General features: G+C 61.9%; 16 protein-coding genes. 9 read left to right on the top strand and 7 right to left on the bottom strand.

The genetic code is table 11. The features are described from left to right. The first annotated feature begins 12 nt into the window (after positions 1-12). Positions 13-294, top strand: coding sequence for a BolA family protein (locus tag J2Z17_RS18045; protein ID WP_209947036.1), 282 nt, complete (start codon positions 13-15; stop codon positions 292-294). 19 nt (positions 295-313) lie between these two features. Here J2Z17_RS18045 and J2Z17_RS18050 read toward each other — a convergent pair whose 3' ends face one another. The 3 genes from J2Z17_RS18050 to J2Z17_RS18060 are packed head-to-tail and all read right to left on the bottom strand — an operon-like array spanning position 314 to position 3331. Beyond that, positions 314-1618: an HlyC/CorC family transporter gene (locus J2Z17_RS18050; RefSeq protein ID WP_209947037.1), complete on the bottom strand. Its 1305-nt coding sequence runs from the start codon at positions 1616-1618 to the stop codon at positions 314-316. After that, a complete protein-coding gene (aroB, locus tag J2Z17_RS18055) occupies positions 1615-2742 on the bottom strand; it encodes a 3-dehydroquinate synthase (protein WP_209947038.1) in 1128 nt (375 codons plus the stop codon). The genes J2Z17_RS18050 and aroB overlap by 4 nt, the downstream gene beginning before the upstream one ends. After that, a complete protein-coding gene (locus J2Z17_RS18060; RefSeq protein ID WP_209947039.1) occupies positions 2732-3331 on the bottom strand; it encodes a shikimate kinase in 600 nt (199 codons plus the stop codon). The genes aroB and J2Z17_RS18060 overlap by 11 nt, the downstream gene beginning before the upstream one ends. A gap of 152 nt (positions 3332-3483) precedes the next feature. Here J2Z17_RS18060 and J2Z17_RS18065 point away from each other — a divergent pair, with 152 nt between their 5' ends. The 5 genes from J2Z17_RS18065 (at position 3484) to J2Z17_RS18085 (ending at position 7239) form a co-directional block, all read left to right on the top strand. Next, complete coding sequence (locus J2Z17_RS18065; RefSeq protein ID WP_209947040.1) at positions 3484-3636, top strand: hypothetical protein; 153 nt, start codon at positions 3484-3486, stop codon at positions 3634-3636. Between the two features lie 26 nt (positions 3637-3662). Then, positions 3663-4610, top strand: coding sequence for a site-specific tyrosine recombinase XerD (gene xerD / locus J2Z17_RS18070; RefSeq protein ID WP_209947139.1), 948 nt, complete (start codon positions 3663-3665; stop codon positions 4608-4610). Positions 4611-4672: 62 nt separating this feature from the next. Then, a complete protein-coding gene (locus tag J2Z17_RS18075) occupies positions 4673-5626 on the top strand; it encodes an acetyl-CoA carboxylase carboxyltransferase subunit alpha (RefSeq protein ID WP_209947041.1) in 954 nt (317 codons plus the stop codon). Positions 5627-5782: 156 nt separating this feature from the next. Beyond that, complete coding sequence (locus J2Z17_RS18080; protein ID WP_209947042.1) at positions 5783-6991, top strand: L,D-transpeptidase family protein; 1209 nt, start codon at positions 5783-5785, stop codon at positions 6989-6991. Further along, entirely contained in the window at positions 6988-7239 is a 252-nt protein-coding gene (locus J2Z17_RS18085; protein WP_209947043.1) for a sulfurtransferase TusA family protein, read from the top strand. The genes J2Z17_RS18080 and J2Z17_RS18085 overlap by 4 nt, the downstream gene beginning before the upstream one ends. A gap of 74 nt (positions 7240-7313) precedes the next feature. Here J2Z17_RS18085 and J2Z17_RS18090 read toward each other — a convergent pair whose 3' ends face one another. Continuing rightward, positions 7314-8441: a CobW family GTP-binding protein gene (locus tag J2Z17_RS18090; RefSeq protein WP_209947044.1), complete on the bottom strand. Its 1128-nt coding sequence runs from the start codon at positions 8439-8441 to the stop codon at positions 7314-7316. Positions 8442-8475: 34 nt separating this feature from the next. Next, entirely contained in the window at positions 8476-9585 is a 1110-nt protein-coding gene (locus tag J2Z17_RS18095; RefSeq protein WP_377300138.1) for a D-alanyl-D-alanine carboxypeptidase family protein, read from the bottom strand. Between the two features lie 142 nt (positions 9586-9727). Here J2Z17_RS18095 and J2Z17_RS18100 point away from each other — a divergent pair, with 142 nt between their 5' ends. The 3 genes from J2Z17_RS18100 to dxr all read left to right on the top strand — a co-directional run bounded on the left by J2Z17_RS18100 (position 9728) and on the right by dxr (position 13965). Then, the gene (locus J2Z17_RS18100; protein WP_209947045.1) at positions 9728-10891 is read left to right on the top strand and encodes a M20 aminoacylase family protein; all 1164 of its coding nucleotides are present in this window, start codon (positions 9728-9730) and stop codon (positions 10889-10891) included. Between the two features lie 1254 nt (positions 10892-12145). After that, the gene (locus J2Z17_RS18105; RefSeq protein ID WP_209947046.1) at positions 12146-12553 is read left to right on the top strand and encodes a hypothetical protein; all 408 of its coding nucleotides are present in this window, start codon (positions 12146-12148) and stop codon (positions 12551-12553) included. Positions 12554-12780: 227 nt separating this feature from the next. Continuing rightward, positions 12781-13965 (top strand): 1-deoxy-D-xylulose-5-phosphate reductoisomerase, encoded by a 1185-nt coding sequence (dxr, locus tag J2Z17_RS18110; protein WP_209947141.1) that lies wholly within the window; start codon positions 12781-12783, stop codon positions 13963-13965. A gap of 94 nt (positions 13966-14059) precedes the next feature. Here the strand turns inward: dxr and hemA are convergent, their stop codons facing one another. Together hemA and J2Z17_RS18120 are read right to left on the bottom strand one after the other, a co-directional pair. After that, positions 14060-15274 (bottom strand): 5-aminolevulinate synthase, encoded by a 1215-nt coding sequence (hemA, locus tag J2Z17_RS18115; RefSeq protein WP_209947047.1) that lies wholly within the window; start codon positions 15272-15274, stop codon positions 14060-14062. Positions 15275-15484: 210 nt separating this feature from the next. Beyond that, the gene (locus J2Z17_RS18120) at positions 15485-16285 is read right to left on the bottom strand and encodes an FAD binding domain-containing protein (protein WP_209947048.1); all 801 of its coding nucleotides are present in this window, start codon (positions 16283-16285) and stop codon (positions 15485-15487) included. Positions 16286-16293 lie beyond the last annotated feature (8 nt).

The raw sequence follows: 16293 nt of genomic DNA on the forward strand, positions 1-16293 counted from the left end.
ACGTGAGCGGCGATGTCCATACAGCACACCATCGAGAGCAAATTGGCGGATGCTTTTGCGCCGGAACGCCTCCTCGTTCTCAACGAAAGTGCCCAGCATGCAGGGCATGCGCCCGACATCACCGGCGAGGGCGAGACCCATATGCGCGTCAGGATCGTCGCTGCGCATTTTTCCGGGATGAACCGGATCACCCGGCACCGGGCGATCAATGATCTGTTGAAAGACGAATTCGATGCCGGCCTTCATGCGCTGGCCATCGAGGCTGCCGCACCGGGCGAACAGACCCGCTGGTAACACCGCGACCGGCACCCGGTCACGACGGCACGCTGTCTTCGAGGGGACGAATGCGCAGCTTGGTGATGCGGTTCTTCTCCCGCTTCATCACGATGAAACGCTTGCCGTAGAACGTGAACGCCTGACGCTCCTCGGGGATCAGCTTGGATTCATGGATGACCAGGCCGGCGATCGTGGTTGCCTCCTCGTCCGGCAGGTTCCAGTCGAGCGCGCGGTTGAGATCGCGGATCGGCACGGCACCATCGACGACGATCGAACCGTCGGCTTCCTGGCGCACACCCTGCATTTCCAGATCGTGCTCGTCGGAAATGTCCCCGACGATTTCCTCCAGAATGTCTTCCAGCGTCACGATGCCCTGCACCTCGCCATATTCGTCGACGACGACGGCGAAATGCACCTTGCGGCGCAGGAAGGCGTTGAGCTGATCCTTGAGGTTGGTGGTATCCGGTACGAACCAGGGCTTTTGTGCGATCTTGACGACATCGATGGTCGAGGGATCGACCTCCGGTTCGGCCAGCGCCCGCAGCAGATCCTTGGCGTGCACGACGCCGACGATGTTGTCCGTGGAATTGCGCCAAAGCGGCATGCGGGTATACGGGCTTTCCAGAATACTGCGCACCACCTGATCCGGCGGATCGTCGGCATTGACCGCGCGCATGCCCGTCCGGTGGATCATGACGTCGGAAACCTCGAGTTCGCCGAGGTCGAGCACGCCGCCCAGCCGGTCACGGTCGGCCTTGACCACCGATCCCTCGCGGTGAAGCAGGTCCACGGCGCCACGCAGCTCCTCATGCGCGCTCAGCATCGAGGTATCGCGCGACAGGGTCACGCCGAACACCGCAAGAAGCGCACGCACGATGACATTGACGGCCGACGACAAGGGACCGACGACACCGACGAAGACGCGCACGATCGGCACTACCGAGAGGGCGAAACGGTCGGGCGACGAAATGGCCCAGCTCTTCGGCAGAACCTCGGAGAATATCACCAGCACGACCGTCATGACGATCGTTGCAAATGCCACGCCCGAATCGCCGAACAGGCCGAGAAACAGGCTGGTGGTCAGCGCCGACGCCAGGATATTGACCAGGTTGTTGCCGATCAGCAGCGCCCCGATCAGCCGGTCTCGCCGGGTAATCAGGGCATTGACGGTCGCTGCCCGCTGATCGCCATTGCTCTCGAACGTGTGCATGCGCGCACGCGACACGGCGGTCAGGGCGGTCTCGGAGCCCGAGAAGAACGCGGACGCCCCGATCAGCGCGATGATTGCCAGCACGATCAGCCAGTATTGCTCGACAAGGGTCCAGACAGTTTCGAGGGTCATTGGCCCAGTTTTTCCTCCAGAAATCGGATGACTTCAGACGATGGCACATCGTCTGCGACAAAGGCGCGGCCAATGCCATGCGTCAGGATGAAGGTGAGCTGGCCGCCCTTGACCTTCTTGTCCTGGCCGATGGCCTCCATCAGTTCCTCGACTGTCGGAGCGACGCCCGGAATATCGCCGATCCGGGTTGGCAAGCCGACAGACTTCAGATGTGCCTCGGCACGGGCCGCATCGTCCGGGCTTGCGAGATTGAGGCGGGCGGAAAATTCGTGTGCCAGTACCATGCCGATCGCAACGCCTTCGCCATGGACCAGACGGGCGCTGTCATATCCTGTGGCGGCCTCCAGCGCATGGCCGAAGGTGTGACCGAGATTGAGCAGGGCCCGGCGTCCGCTTTCGCGTTCGTCGGCCACCACGACATCGGCCTTGGCCTGGCAACTGACGGCAATCGCCTCGATCCGTTCAGGCCCACCGGCAAACACGGCCTGCCAGTTCGTTTCCAGCCAGGCAAAGAAATCCGGCTTGTCGATCAGGCCGTATTTGGCAAGTTCGGCATAGCCGGCGCGAAATTCGCGCTCGCTGAGGGTCTGCAGGGCGTCGCTGTCGGCCAGCACCAGGTCCGGCTGATTGAACACGCCGACGAGGTTCTTGCCGTGCCGGGTGTTGATGCCGGTCTTGCCGCCGACGGACGAATCCACCTGGGCCAGCAGCGAGGTGGGGATCTGCACGAAACGCACGCCACGGCGCACGATGCCCGCTGCAAAGCCGGTGAGATCGCCGATCACGCCGCCGCCAAGGGCGATCACCGCATCATTGCGTTCGATGCGGGCCGACAGAAGGGTGTCGCAGACTTTGGTCAGATGCTCGAAGCTCTTGGTCTTTTCACCGGCCGGCAGCGTGATCGAGGTGGCGTCGATGCCATCGGCCTCGAGACCGTCCATCAACTCTTCCAAATAGAGCGCACCGACATTCTCGTCGGTCACGATCGCCGCCTTGCGTCCGGAGATTCGGGTGGAGATCTCCCCGCCAGCCCGGCCGATAAGGCCCGGGCCTATCAGGATGTCATAGGCGCGCTCGCCCAGGGGCACATGCACCACACGTTCCGTCTTGGCTTTATCCGTCATTCGTCCTGCCGCTTTCATTGTCGTCTGCCGCCAGCCGTGACAGCACTTCGCTGACGATCACTTCCTTGCGCACGTCCCGCGACAATATGGTGATATCTGCGAGAGAGTAGATCGGGTAGCGCTGGTTCATCAGATTTTCGAGCACCTGCCGGGGATTTTCGGCCTTCAGCAAGGGACGGTGGTCGCGTTTGCTGACTCGCGCCCACAAGATGTCGAGATCAGCCTTCAGCCAGAGCGAAAGCCCGCCCTCTTCGATATGCTTGCGGGTATTCTCGTTGATGAAAGCGCCGCCGCCGGTGGAGACGACTTTCGGTCCCCCCTTCAGCAGGCGGCAGATCACCCGCGCCTCGAGTGCTCGAAATTCGCTTTCGCCATAGGCTGCGAAGAGTTCGCTGATCGTCATGCGCGACACGCGCTCGATCTCCGCATCGGTGTCGATGAACGGAAGCCCGAGCTGGGTTGCGGTCATCCGCCCGATGACCGATTTGCCGGCGCCCATCAGCCCGACAAAGATCAGGTTACGTCGCCCGAGCCCTGCACGAGCTTTCTCGGCAAGCGACGGAGCGGTTGTCGGAAAAACGTCAGTCATCGGCGCGCACACATCTCTTTTCCCACCGTATTGTGGTTTTCCTGCCTGTCCGTCAAGCGAACCCTCGGCAAACGCGCCCGGCCGCGCCGCGCCTTGCACTTGCCGCGACGCTTGGTCATATAGATGACTGAGGGATTAGACGAAAGACTGCCATGCCGACCTTGTTCCGTTTTCTGTTCCTGTGCGCAACGGTCGTCGGCATTGTCTATGCGGTGATGCTGGCCCTGGTCGTCTTCGTCACGCCGCATGACCGTGACGTCGTCGTGCGCATCCCGACCGAGAAGGTCAACCCGCCGGACCATTGAGCCGAGACTGGAGAACGACCATGGCCATGGGCGATCTGAGCTGGGCGCGCATCGAAGCGTTTCTGGAAATGATGAGCGCCGAACGGGGGGCTGCCACCAACACGCTTGCCGCCTATGAGCGCGATCTCGGCGACCTCCACGAGTTCCTGACTGGCCGCAAGGTCAAGGTGGGAGAAGCGGTAACGGCCGACCTCGGCGCCTATCTCGGCGACCTCGCCACGCGCGGCTTCGAACCCAGTTCGCAGGCACGGCACCTGTCTTCCATGCGGCAATTCTACAAGTTTCTCTATGCCGAGGGATTGCGCGCCGACGACCCGACAGCACAACTCGATGCACCGAAAAAGGCGCGTCCCCTGCCCAAGACGCTTTCCGTCGAAAGCGTCGAAAAGCTTCTGACGCTTGCCGCGGAAGAGGCGGCGCTGACCGACAAGGGACAACTTCAGCGCCTGCGGCTGCACGCCATTCTCGAACTGCTCTATGCGACGGGGATGCGCGTCTCCGAGGTCGTTGCCCTTTCCGCCCGCGTACTGTCGCAGACCCAGGACTTCCTGATCATTCGCGGCAAGGGCAACAAGGAACGGCTGGTGCCCTTGTCCTCGGCCGCCAGCCGGGCCCTCGTTGCCTATGGACGGGCGATGGCCGAGGCGAAAAAAAAGGGCGACCCGGACAGTCCCTGGCTTTTTCCCGCCGCCAGCAAGGAGGGATACCTGCCGCGACAGATGCTCGCCCGGGATCTGAAAAGCCTCGCCGCACGGGCCGGGCTGCCGAGCAGCGCGGTCTCGCCGCATGTGCTGCGCCATGCCTTCGCCAGCCACCTGCTGCAGAACGGCGCCGACCTTCGCGTGGTGCAGGAACTGCTCGGCCATAGCGACATTTCCACAACACAAATATATACTCACGTACTCGAAGAACGGCTGCGTCACGTGGTAGAAACGCATCACCCCCTTGCCAAACAGGGCAAAAAACTGGATTAGGACCGGCAAAACCGGTACCAACGCCCTGGCGACGACAGGCCACACCAGCGGAAGCGGAGTTTATGCATAATTATCTCGACTTCGAAAAACCGATCTCCGATCTCGAAGGCAAGATCCGGGAGCTGAAAAAGCTCGCGACCGAAGACGAAAGCATCGACACCTCCGAAGAGATCGGTCGGCTCGAGACGCGCGTGCGCGAAGCGATGGAAGACATCTATTCCAAGCTCAACCCGTGGCAGAAGGCCCAGGTGGCCCGCCACCCGCAGCGCCCGCATTTCGTCGACTATGCAGCAGCCCTGTTTACCGAGTTCACGCCGCTGGCCGGCGATCGCGGCTTTGGCGAGGATGCGGCGATCCAGGCGGGCTTTGCCCGCTTCGGCGGCAAGCCCGTGGCCCTGATCGGCCAGGAAAAGGGCAGCGATACCAAGTCGCGCATCAAGCACAATTTCGGCATGCCGAAGCCGGAGGGGTATCGCAAGGCGATCCGCATCATGGAAATGGCCGAGCGCTTCCGCATGCCGGTCGTCACCCTGGTCGACACGGCCGGCGCCTATCCCGGCGTCAATGCCGAGGAGCGCGGCCAGGCCGAGGCCATCGCCCGGTCCACCGAAATGTGCCTGAAGCTCAGCGTTCCGATGATCTCGATCGTCATCGGCGAAGGCGGCTCCGGTGGCGCGATCGCGATTGCGACCGGCAACCGCGTCTACATGCTGGAGCACTCGATCTATTCGGTGATTTCGCCGGAAGGTGCCGCCTCGATCCTGTGGCGCGATTCCACCCGCGCCCGCGAAGCCGCCACCAACATGAAGATCACCGCCGACGATCTGAAATCGATGGGCGTGATCGACGAGATCATTCCCGAGCCGGTGGGTGGGGCGCATCGCGACCCGGATGCCGTGTTGAATCGCACCCGTGACGTCATCGAGAAGGCGTTGAAGGAGATGTCGTCGCTCAGCGGTGATGCGCTTCGCAAGGCGCGGCGGCAGAAATTCCTCGACATCGGGCGGAACCTCTGACCGGGCCAGTCATAAAGCTGCTGCTTTTATAGATGATGGGTGGCGAGGGATTTCCCTTGCCATGGTTAACACTTTGTGAAAGGTGCCGCGCTAGTATCTAATACGCGGACCTTCCGGTTATACCGCGTCGTTTGTTTGAGACACGAGCCCGACAGCATGCGCCTGATACACTCAGCACTGGTTATCGTCCTTCTTGCCGGCGTTGCGGGCTGCAACGACACGCTCGACAGCTTCGATCCCTCGAAGATCAGCAACAAGGTCGAACAGCCCCTGCCCTCCAAGATCCTGAAGGAGATTGCGGAAAAGGGCATGGATCGCAATTCGCCGATCATGATCCGCATTCTCAAGGAGGAAGGCGTCCTCGAGGTGTGGAAGGAGAAGCGCAACAAACGCTTCGAAAAGATCACCGATTACCAGATCTGCGCCTGGTCCGGCCGTCTCGGGCCGAAGAAGAAGGAAGGCGACCGGCAGGCGCCCGAAGGCTTCTATTCGCTGTCGCCCTATAACCTCAATCCGAATTCCAAATACTATCTGGCGATCAATACCGGCTTCCCGAACCGTTTCGACCAGGCCAATGGCAGGACCGGCAGCAACCTGATGATCCACGGCGCCTGCTCGTCGTCCGGCTGCTATTCTATGACCGATGCGCAGATCCTCGAGATCTATGCCTTTGCCCGCGATGCCTTCAAGGGCGGCCAGACGACCATTCAGTTGCAGGCCTTTCCCTTCCGCATGACCGCCGACAACATGGCGCGCCATCGCCTCAGCTCCAATTATGACTTCTGGAAGATGCTGAAGACCGGCTACGACCAGTTCGAACTGACCAAGCGGCCGCCGGACGTGAATGTCTGCGAGCGGCGCTATGTGTTCAACCAGCAGCCGGACGCGAGCGTCAGCTTCTCGGCTGCCGGGGCATGCCCGCCGATGTCGACGCCCCCCGCCCTCGCCTCGGCGATGCAATCCTACGAGACCGCCTATGCCAAGGATTACGACAAGGCGCTGAAGAAATACGACGACAAGGTCTGGTATGACCCGACCGAAGCCGAGCGCAAGGCCATCGTCGCCAAGGAGCGCCGCAAGAACGATCTGGCGTATGCGCCGACGGGCTCCGCCTTGAAGGCGGGCCGACTGGTCAGCATCGAGGAATTCGAGAAGATCCAGACCGGCGGCACGAGTGCACCGCAGCCGGCCGCCGCCGCAACACCGGCGCCTGCCGCCGCCTCGACGGCCGAGACGGCACAACCCGCCGACAGCGCAATCCCGGTGCCCACTCCCGACCCGCGGGATCCGCAGGTGGCCCAGCAGGCGGCACCGCCGCAGCCGGAGGCGACCGCGAAGAAGCCTTTCTGGAAGCTCTGGAATTGAATAGCGGTTCGGCGGAGCCGAGACATCTCGACCTGAAGGGGCTGAAATGTCCCCTGCCCGTGCTCAAGACCCGCAAGGTGCTGGCCGGCATGGCGAGCGCCTCGGAACTGCTGGTCGAGACCACAGACCCCCTCGCGGTCCTCGATATCGCCCATTTCTGCCGCGAGGCGGGGCATCAGCTCGTGGCCAGCGAAAAGACCCCCTTCGGCCACCGCTTCCTGATCCGGCGCGGGCCGGACCTCGCCTGAAACACGCGTATTTCCGCAGCCGGCAGTGGCGCATTCACCGCGCGTAAGCGGTTCTCGCTCTGGCTGGGCTGGTTTCAGAAGCGCATGCCCGGCACCGCCAGCGGATTGCTTTCCAGCGCCTGTCGATCGGGACGATCCGGAGCCGGCTTGCCGACGAAGGCGTCGAACAGCTCGCGCACATAGCTTTCCGCAAGGCCGTCCGTGATCAGCACCAGCCGCGTCTCGCGCGAGGCGCCGTCAGGCCAGGCCGGCAGGCGCTCGGGCCGATGGAAGATGGATTGCACGCCGTGCAGGACCAGTGGCCGGTTCGGGTCATCCGCGAGGGCGACAATCGCCTTCATCCGCAGGATCTTGTCGCCATGGGTCGAACGCAGCAGATCGACGAACATCTCGATCGCCATCCGTTCGATCGGCTGGTCGTGGGTGATCGCATAGGACCGGATCGTGTGGCCATGGCGGTTGACGTCATGGTGATGATGATGGCCCTCATGCCCATGATGATGGTCGTGGTGGTGCGTATCGGCCTCGGCTTCGGAATGCAGCCAGCGGGCGACATCGGGCAGCTTCGTCGCCGGGTCATAGAGACCGGTTGCAAACAGCGCGGCCGACCCGGCCTCCGGCGCGTCGCCGTCGATGATCTGCGCCCGCGGATTGAGCGCGCGCAAGCGTGTCCGCAGACGTTCGGCGGTCTCGTCATCCGCCAGGCTCAGCTTCGATAGGACAAGCCGATCCGCCACCGCCACCTGCTTCATCGCTTCGGGATAGCGCTCGATGGTCTGCAGGGCATTTATCGCATCTACGACGGTGACCATGCCCTCGATCTCGAAATTCTGCGCGATGACCGGGTTGCCGATCACCGACTGCATGACGGGCGCGGGGTCGGCCAGTCCGGTGGTTTCAATGACGATGCGGCTGAGCGGACGGATGCCGCCGGTCTGCATGGCATCGGCAATCATGGCCAGCGTATCGACCAGCGCACCGCGCACGGTGCAGCAGAGGCAGCCGTCGGCAAGCTCGACCATCTGCTCGTCGGCGGCCGTCACCAGCAGGTGATCGATCCCGACCTCGCCGAATTCATTGATGATGATCGCCGCATCCTTCATCGCCGGGTCCTTCAGGACACGGTTGAGGAGCGTCGACTTCCCGGCACCCAGAAAGCCGGTGAGGATGGAGACGGCAACGCGGTCGTTCAAACCGGCCATGACGGTATCACTTTCGTTCGGAGTGCCGATCCACTCAAAATGTCGGCCGCGGAATGGGGATCGGCACATCGGCGATATCGGTGCCCTTGACCGCTGCCGGATTGTCCGGCGCCAGTCCCGGGATCAGGCCGGCAAACACCGCCTGCGGCGGATGGTCCATCTCGTGGATATAGGGCGAGGTAAGTTTCAGCCGGCCATTCTCGTCGCGGCCATCGAGGCGAGCCTTGCGGGCAGAGGCCGAACAGACCTTTGCACTGATGTCGCTGACGCTGTCGCGTCCAGCACCGTAAGGCGCCAGCGATGCGAGCCGCACGCCGGATGCCCGTTCCGTCAGCCCCTTTTGCAAAAGGTTGGCGGAAAGATCGGTGCGATCGGAGAGGCTGTCGGCGCCAAGCACCACCGAAACGACGGTCCGCCCGTTGCGGGTGGCGGTCGAAACCTGGTTGAAGCCGGATGCGCAGATATAACCGGTCTTCATGCCGTCCACCCCGTCGAAACGGCCGATCAGCATGTTGGAATTCGGATAGGTGCGCTTGCCCGTATTGACCGCCTCGATATCGAAATAACCGGCATATTCGGGAAAATCACGGCGAAGCGCCATGGCGAGCACGGCGAGATCGCGCGCGGTCGTGTATTGCCCGGCGCCTGGCAGGCCGTTCGGATTGATGAAATGCGACTGGCTCATGCCGAGCACGCGGGCCTGGGCATTCATCTGGTCGACGAAATTCTCCATCGTGCCGCCTACCGTTTCGGCAACCACGACCGCCATGTCGTTGGCCGACTTGACCAGCATGATCTTCAAAGCGCTGTCTAGGGTGAGCTTGGAGCCCGGCTTGTAGTACATCTTGCTCGGCGCCTGCGAGGCCGCCACGCTGCTGACGGTGGCAACCGTCGTCAGGCCGACCCGCTTGGCCCGCAGCGCGCTGAAGGCGACATACGCCGTCATCATCTTCGTCAGCGAGGCCGGATACCACTTCTGGAAGGCCTCCTGATGCTCCATGACGATACCGGATTTTGCATCGACCAGGATCATCGGGTTGGCATGGGCACCGGTACAGCTGGCCACCAGGCCGGCCACGATGCAGATGCCAAGTCCAACGCGCCGATGAATACCCGCGATCCTGTCTGCCTTGCGACTTTGCACCTCCGCCCCCTTTGCCTTCTGTGATTTGCGCTCGTATTGTCGAGGTATATCGCTTAGATAGTCAAGCCATGGCAAATGTCATCCATCGCGTCAATTTCGCGGCTTCCCGCCGCAGACGCATTCCACAAACAGGGTTGTGAGTATGCCGATTTTGAACCGGGCCGCCGAACTCCAGACGGATGTCACGGAGTGGCGGCGCCATCTCCATGCCAATCCGGAAATTCTCTATGACGTCGAACAGACGGCCGCCTTCGTCGAGCAGAAGCTGACCGAATTCGGCGTCGACGAGGTAGTGACCGGGATCGGGCGGACAGGGGTCGTCGGCGTCATTCGGGGCAACAAGGCGAGCACCCGCGCGATCGGCCTGCGAGCCGACATGGACGCCTTGCCGCTCGATGAGATCACCGGCAAGCCCTGGGCTTCGACGCAAAGCGGCAAGATGCATGCCTGCGGCCATGACGGGCATACGGCCATGTTGCTGGGCGCTGCGAAATACCTGGCCGAAACCCGCAATTTCGAAGGCAGCGTGATCGTCATCTTCCAGCCGGCAGAGGAAGGCGGCCGCGGCGCCGTGGCCATGATCGACGATGGCCTGATGGAGCGTTTCGGCATCGAGGAAGTCTACGGCATGCACAACATGCCCGGCATTCCACTGGGCCAGTTCGCCATCCGCAAGGGCGGCATCATGGCAGCCCCCGACAAATTCACCATCACCCTGCACGGTCGCGGCGGCCACGGGGCGGAACCGCACAACACCATAGATCCGATCGTCGTCGGCTCGCAGATCGTCGGCGCCCTGCAGGTGATTGCCGCCCGCAACGCGGATCCCCTGCGATCGGTCGTGGTGTCGGTCACCAAATTTCATTCGGGCACCGCCCATAACATCATTCCGGAAGACGCCGTTCTCGGCGGCACGGTGCGCACGCTCGACGAGAATGTCCGCGACCTCGCCGAAAAGCGCATCCGCGAGATCGCCGAGGGCATCGCTGCGGCCCATGGCGCCACTGTCAGCATCGACTATGAGCGCGCCTGCCCCGTTACCAGCAACCATCCGGAAGAGACGGTCTACGCGGCCGATGCAGCGATAGAGATCGCCGGACCTGCCAATGTCGAAACCGATGTCGATGCCAGCATGGCCGGCGAAGACTTTTCCTTCATGCTGCAGGCCCGTCCCGGCGCCTATATCTGGATCGGCAACGGCGACAGTGCCGGCCTGCACAACCCGGCCTACGACTTCAACGACGAGGCCATTCCGCACGGCATTTCCTACTGGGTCAAGCTCGCGGAGCAGCGCCTTAAAATCTGAGGGCCAGGGAAGCGGACGGGCTCCAAGACACGGAACGGCTGCGATATTGATCTTTGCCTTTGCTTCCAGTACGAGGGTCGCTGCAAGGAAAGAAGATGTCCACGTAGCTCAGCAGGATAGAGCACAGGATTCCTAAGTGAAATTGGGGGTTGCGAGGGGAAACCACGCAATCGATCTGCTCAAAGTCGGGGAACGCTTCGCTGGGCTTCCAGCATGCCAATCCCGAGCCAAGCGCCGGAGAAATCCGGTGAAGGTGTAGAGACTGGATGGGCAGCACCTAAAGGCCGCAAGGTCCATGGTGAAGGGACAGTCCAGACCACGAACGCCTGCCTCATAGGGCAGCGCGGCGGTGAAAGCCGAAGTGGTATGAATCCTGGGGTCGGAGGTTCGAATCCTCTCGTGGACACCATTCTTCCTTTGTCCATACCGGAGACATAGGTGCAAGACGGCACCCCTCTCCGAAAACGGGCACATCTGCCTATTCATGGCCACCGCACGACCTGCCGCGCGCACGTTCTCATTGCCGCACGTTTAGGGTGCAACGCCTGTGCATGCGTCAAAATGACCATGCCCGCGGCTCCCCCAACCGCCTGTCGCTCCACAAACCCGACATTTTTCCCGGCCAAGGAACCGCCACAGCATGCAGCAGATCAGGGAAGGTTAAAGACAGGAACACTGACCAGGCCGGCATTCTATTGCAGACAACACGATTGGGTCTTTGCACCAACCAGCCGAACGTCGATCAGGTGCTGAGGGTGTGGCGCGACTGGCCAGCCGTGACACCTTGACCGTCCGCATTAATCTTCTGTTCAGCCCGACCGAAGATTAAGGCAGCTTCGAAGATAAGCGATATCGAAAGCAGTTGAAAAATTCATTATTTTCATATCAACTTACGTACGCTCATTGTTTTCAAAAACGCATTTCCACCAGACCGTTAGAATGTCTTTCCCGAAAGCTTCACCGAATGTCCACCGCTCGATAACCGGCCTTTCAAACCGACTGTAACCGGGAATGCTCGACAGTCGGTCAGACACCCGCATGCCCTTCTCTGCGTCGCCCGCGACCGTCCGTATCGACGCGCAGGCGATCGGCCAACGTTTCGGTCGTCCGACCTGGAATGAGACACTACCTGCAATGCGGCATACACCGCGATTTTATGCCGGCGGCCCACAAGCGAAGTCTCCCGCGCTTTGACGGCCCGCCCTGGACCAGACCCTTTTTGAACCGCGCAAAACACAGGCACCGAAACCGACCATGAAAACGAAAATCAACATCGCCGCACTGGCACTGCTGATCGGCACAACGGCATTCGCGGATGCGGCCGATACCGCACAGGAACATAGCACTCTGGTGAAATCCATGATGTCGCAGAATACGCTGTCCAAGTGCCGCACCAAGAATCTGCAGGCCATGGCGTCCGAAATTCTCGAGCAGAACAATGGCTGCCCCAAGGATCTCGACGTCGGAGCGCTCGTCGACAAGGCGGCCGACAGTTGCGCCGCGGAATATGACGCGGCCTATGAGATCATGAACAAGGCCCTTTCCTACAGCACCGCAAACGCCGCCGATGCCAAGGTGGCAACGGACAAGCAAATGGCAACGGACAAGGCCAAATGGGCCGCCAAGTCCAGCCAGCCCCTGTTGGCCATCTGCCAGAAATAACCGGACCGCCAAGCGGTAGACCACCTGCGATATCGGAGACGGGAGGCTCCGGTCCTTGAAAAGGTCGACCGGACATCGCCGCCGGGCCTATCCATCCGGACAGGGCCGCAGCGGCTCGTCATGGCGGCGATAGTCCGGCGGTTCGGTCCGGATCGCGATGCTGGTGCCTTGTCCGCCTATCCGATCCCTTGTAGAGCCTTGGGCAGCAATCGACCGGACGCTTCATGATGCACAATGCCTATTCCGCAGCTCCCACGCGCCTGACCGTTCTCGGCTCCACCGGATCGATCGGGGTCAACACGCTGGATGTCATCAGACATCTGGGCGGGCGCCAGCGTTTCGAAGTGATGGCATTGACCGGCAATGGCAATATCGAGCTGCTGGCCGCCCAGGCACGGGAAACAGGCGCGCAGCTTGCGGTGACCGCCGACGAAAAGCTCTATGGGGCGCTGAAAGACCGTCTGTCCGGCACATCGACGCGGGTCGCAGCCGGCCAATCCGGCCTTCAGGAAGCGGCAAGCCTGAACGCCGAATGGGTGATGGCCGCAATCGTCGGCACCGCAGGACTTGCCCCGACGCTGACCGCGGCAGCCCGCGGCGCGACGATCGCGCTGGCCAACAAGGAATGCCTCGTTTCAGCCGGCAAGCTGTTCGTCGATGCCGTGAAGTCCGGCGGCGGCAAGCTTATTCCCGTCGACAGCGAGCACAGCGCGATCTTCCAATGCCTGGAAGAGCGCCAGCGCGAAGCGGTCGAGCGCATCATCCTGACGGCATCCGGCGGCCCGTTCCGCGCCTATACGCGCGACGAGATGGCCGATGTGACCGTCGAGAAGGCCCGCGCCCATCCCAACTGGTCGATGGGCCTGAAGATCTCGGTCGGCAGCGCCTCGATGTTCAACAAGGCGCTGGAGGTGATTGAAGCCAAGCATCTATTCGACGTGACGCCGGAGCAGATCGAGGTCGTCGTTCATCCGCAATCGGTGATCCATTCGATGGTCGGTTATGCCGATGGCGCGGTGATGGCCCAGCTCGGCAGCCCGGACATGCGGACCGCGATCGGCTATGCGCTGACGTACCCCACGCGTCCGGCGCTTCCCGTCGAACGACTCGATTTCGCCCGCATTGCTCGCCTCGATTTCGAGGCGCCGGACGAGACGCGGTTTCCGGCCCTCCGGCTGGCGCGGCTGGCACTGGAGCGGGGCGGACAGCAGGCCGCCATCATGAATGCGGCCGAAGAAACCGCCTTTGACGGCTTCGTCGATGGCCGCTTGCGCTTTCTTGAAATGGCGGAGATCGCCGAGGCGGTGATGGAAAGCATGACGGCCTGGCCGGACGCATCGACGATCGACGACGTTTTTGCCGCCGATCTTGAGGCAAGACGCTTGGCGACGATCGAGATCGGCCGCCGCTGATCCGGCGCTCTTCGACCTCCGGCTCAGGATAAAAAAGCCACCCCGGCGACGGAGTGGCTCTCAAGGCAAATCCTTGGAAATAGGCCTGTCTGGCTCAGGCAACCGCCCGCGCCAGGGCGCAACGCGACCACAACTGGTGCAGGGCGCTGACCAGATGATCCATGTCCTCGTTCGAATGCAGCGGCGTCGGCGTGATGCGCAGACGCTCCGTCTTCTTCGGCACCGTCGGATAGTTGATCGGCTGGACATAGACATTGAAGTTGTCGAGCAGGATGTCCGAGATCCACTTGCACTTGGAGGCGTCGCCGACCATCACCGGCACGATGTGGCTCGGATTGTCCATATGCGGAATGCCGCGCGCTTCAAGCAAGGCACGAAGGCGGCGGACCCGTTCCTGATGGGCGAAGCGCTCGATCTGGCTGGACTTCAGGTGCCGGATGGAGGCCACGGCACCGGCGGCAAGCGCAGGCGGCAGGGCCGTGGTGAAGATGAAGCCCGAGGAGAAGGAGCGGATGAAGTCGCAAAGCGCCGTCGATGCGGTGATGTAACCGCCCATGACGCCAATGGCCTTGCCAAGCGTGCCCTCGATGATCGTAACCCGGTCCATAAGGCCGTCGCGTTCGGCAACCCCACCGCCGCGCGGGCCATACATGCCGACCGCGTGCACTTCGTCGAGATAGGTCATCGCGCCGTATTTGTCTGCCAGATCGCAGATTTCCCTGATCGGCGCCATGTCGCCGTCCATCGAGTAGACCGATTCGAATGCGATCAGCTTCGGCGCCTTCGGATCGGCGGCCTTCAGCTTCGCTTCCAGATCCTGCAGATCATTGTGACGCCAGATGACCTTGGGACACTTGGAATAACGGATGCCCTCGATCATCGAGGCATGGTTCAGGGCATCGGAGAAGATGATCAGACCGGGGATCTTCTGTCCGAGCGTGCCGAGCGTCGCCCAGTTCGAGATATAGCCGGAGGTGAAGATCAGCGCCGATTCCTTTCCATGCAGGTCGGCAAGCTCTTTTTCAAGCAGGACATGATGATGATTGGTGCCCGAAATATTGCGGGTGCCGCCGGCACCGGCGCCACAGCTATCGATCGCCTGTTTCATCGCCTCGACCACGACCTGGTTCTGGCCCATGCCGAGATAGTCGTTGGAACACCAGACCGTGACGTCCTGCGTGCCATTTTCCGTATAGCGCGTGGCGCGCGGGAACTGCCCGTTTCGGCGTTCGAGATCGGCAAAAACGCGATAGCGCCCTTCCTCATGCAGGCCCTCAAGCTCGCTCTTGAAAAACGCTTCGAAATCCATTGCCTTACTCCAGCCTTTTGCCCGTTCTTTTCGGTCCAGTCTTGCAGACGGTCAACCCCTGCAGAGTAAATTCATTCTAAACTGCGACAATAGGCGCGTCTTCCTGAATTTTTCTAAATTCTTCGTAACCTGGCGCCGCGATCGCGGAATTGATCTGGGTCAAGTGCGCCAGAGAACAAGAGGCGGCGCCGTGGCGCCGCCTCGAAACGCTTAGCTTTCCGCATGCTCCAGCGCACGCTTTGTCATGACTTTCACCAGGTTGGCGCGATATTCCGAGCTGCAGTGCATGTCCGCCATCAGGTTGGCGGGGTCAACGCTGACGCCTGCAACCGCATCCGGCGACCAGTTCGCCGACAGTGCGGCCTCCAGGCCCTCATGGCGAAACACGCCCTCGGAGCCGGCACCGGTTGCCGCAACGCGGACGCCGTCGGCTCTCCTGGCGACGAATACCCCGGTCATGGCAAACCGCGATGCCGGGTTGGCAAACTTCGCATAGCCGGCCTTTTCCGGCGCCTCGAAGCTGATGGCGATGATGATTTCGTCCGGCTCCAGTGCCGTCTCGAACAGGCCGACGAAGAAGTCGTCCGCCGGTATCGCTCTTCGATCGGTGACGATGGTCGCCCCGAGCCCCAGTATCGCGGCGGGGTAATCGGCTGCCGGGTCGTCATTGGCGACCGATCCGCCGATCGTACCGAGCTTGCGTACGTGCGGATCGCCGATGCGGCTTGCCAGATAACAGAGCGCCGGACAGAGCCCTTGAATCTCGGCCGACCCGGCAACTGCGGCATGCGAAACGCCGCCGCCGATTGTCACCCTCCTGCCTTCCACCGAAATCGACTTCATCGACCCGACATGCCGGAGGTCGATGACATCGGTCGGATCGGCCAGCCGCTGGCGCATGGTCACGATCAGCGTCTGCCCACCGGCCAGATATTTCCCGTCCTCGGATGCGCCGAGAAGACTGACAGCCTCCTCGACGGAAGACGCACGGTGATAATTGAGCGAATGCATGGTGCCGT

It is taken from the genome of Heterorhizobium halophytocola (assembly GCF_017873095.1).
GTDB classification, from domain to species: Bacteria; Pseudomonadota; Alphaproteobacteria; order Rhizobiales; family Rhizobiaceae; genus Allorhizobium; species Allorhizobium halophytocola.

Coding starts and splice junctions, on each gene's coding strand:
- J2Z17_RS18045 (WP_209947036.1), top strand. CDS start 13: ATGTCCATACAGCACACCATCGAGAGCAAATTGGCGGATGCTTTTGCG.
- dxr (WP_209947141.1), top strand. CDS start 12,781: ATGCACAATGCCTATTCCGCAGCTCCCACGCGCCTGACCGTTCTCGGC.
- J2Z17_RS18060 (WP_209947039.1), bottom strand. CDS start 3,331: ATGACTGACGTTTTTCCGACAACCGCTCCGTCGCTTGCCGAGAAAGCT.
- J2Z17_RS18120 (WP_209947048.1), bottom strand. CDS start 16,285: ATGCATTCGCTCAATTATCACCGTGCGTCTTCCGTCGAGGAGGCTGTC.
- aroB (WP_209947038.1), bottom strand. CDS start 2,742: ATGACGGATAAAGCCAAGACGGAACGTGTGGTGCATGTGCCCCTGGGC.
- J2Z17_RS18065 (WP_209947040.1), top strand. CDS start 3,484: ATGCCGACCTTGTTCCGTTTTCTGTTCCTGTGCGCAACGGTCGTCGGC.
- xerD (WP_209947139.1), top strand. CDS start 3,663: ATGGGCGATCTGAGCTGGGCGCGCATCGAAGCGTTTCTGGAAATGATG.
- hemA (WP_209947047.1), bottom strand. CDS start 15,274: ATGGATTTCGAAGCGTTTTTCAAGAGCGAGCTTGAGGGCCTGCATGAG.
- J2Z17_RS18105 (WP_209947046.1), top strand. CDS start 12,146: ATGAAAACGAAAATCAACATCGCCGCACTGGCACTGCTGATCGGCACA.
- J2Z17_RS18100 (WP_209947045.1), top strand. CDS start 9,728: ATGCCGATTTTGAACCGGGCCGCCGAACTCCAGACGGATGTCACGGAG.
- J2Z17_RS18080 (WP_209947042.1), top strand. CDS start 5,783: ATGCGCCTGATACACTCAGCACTGGTTATCGTCCTTCTTGCCGGCGTT.
- J2Z17_RS18050 (WP_209947037.1), bottom strand. CDS start 1,618: ATGACCCTCGAAACTGTCTGGACCCTTGTCGAGCAATACTGGCTGATC.
- J2Z17_RS18075 (WP_209947041.1), top strand. CDS start 4,673: ATGCATAATTATCTCGACTTCGAAAAACCGATCTCCGATCTCGAAGGC.
- J2Z17_RS18090 (WP_209947044.1), bottom strand. CDS start 8,441: ATGGCCGGTTTGAACGACCGCGTTGCCGTCTCCATCCTCACCGGCTTT.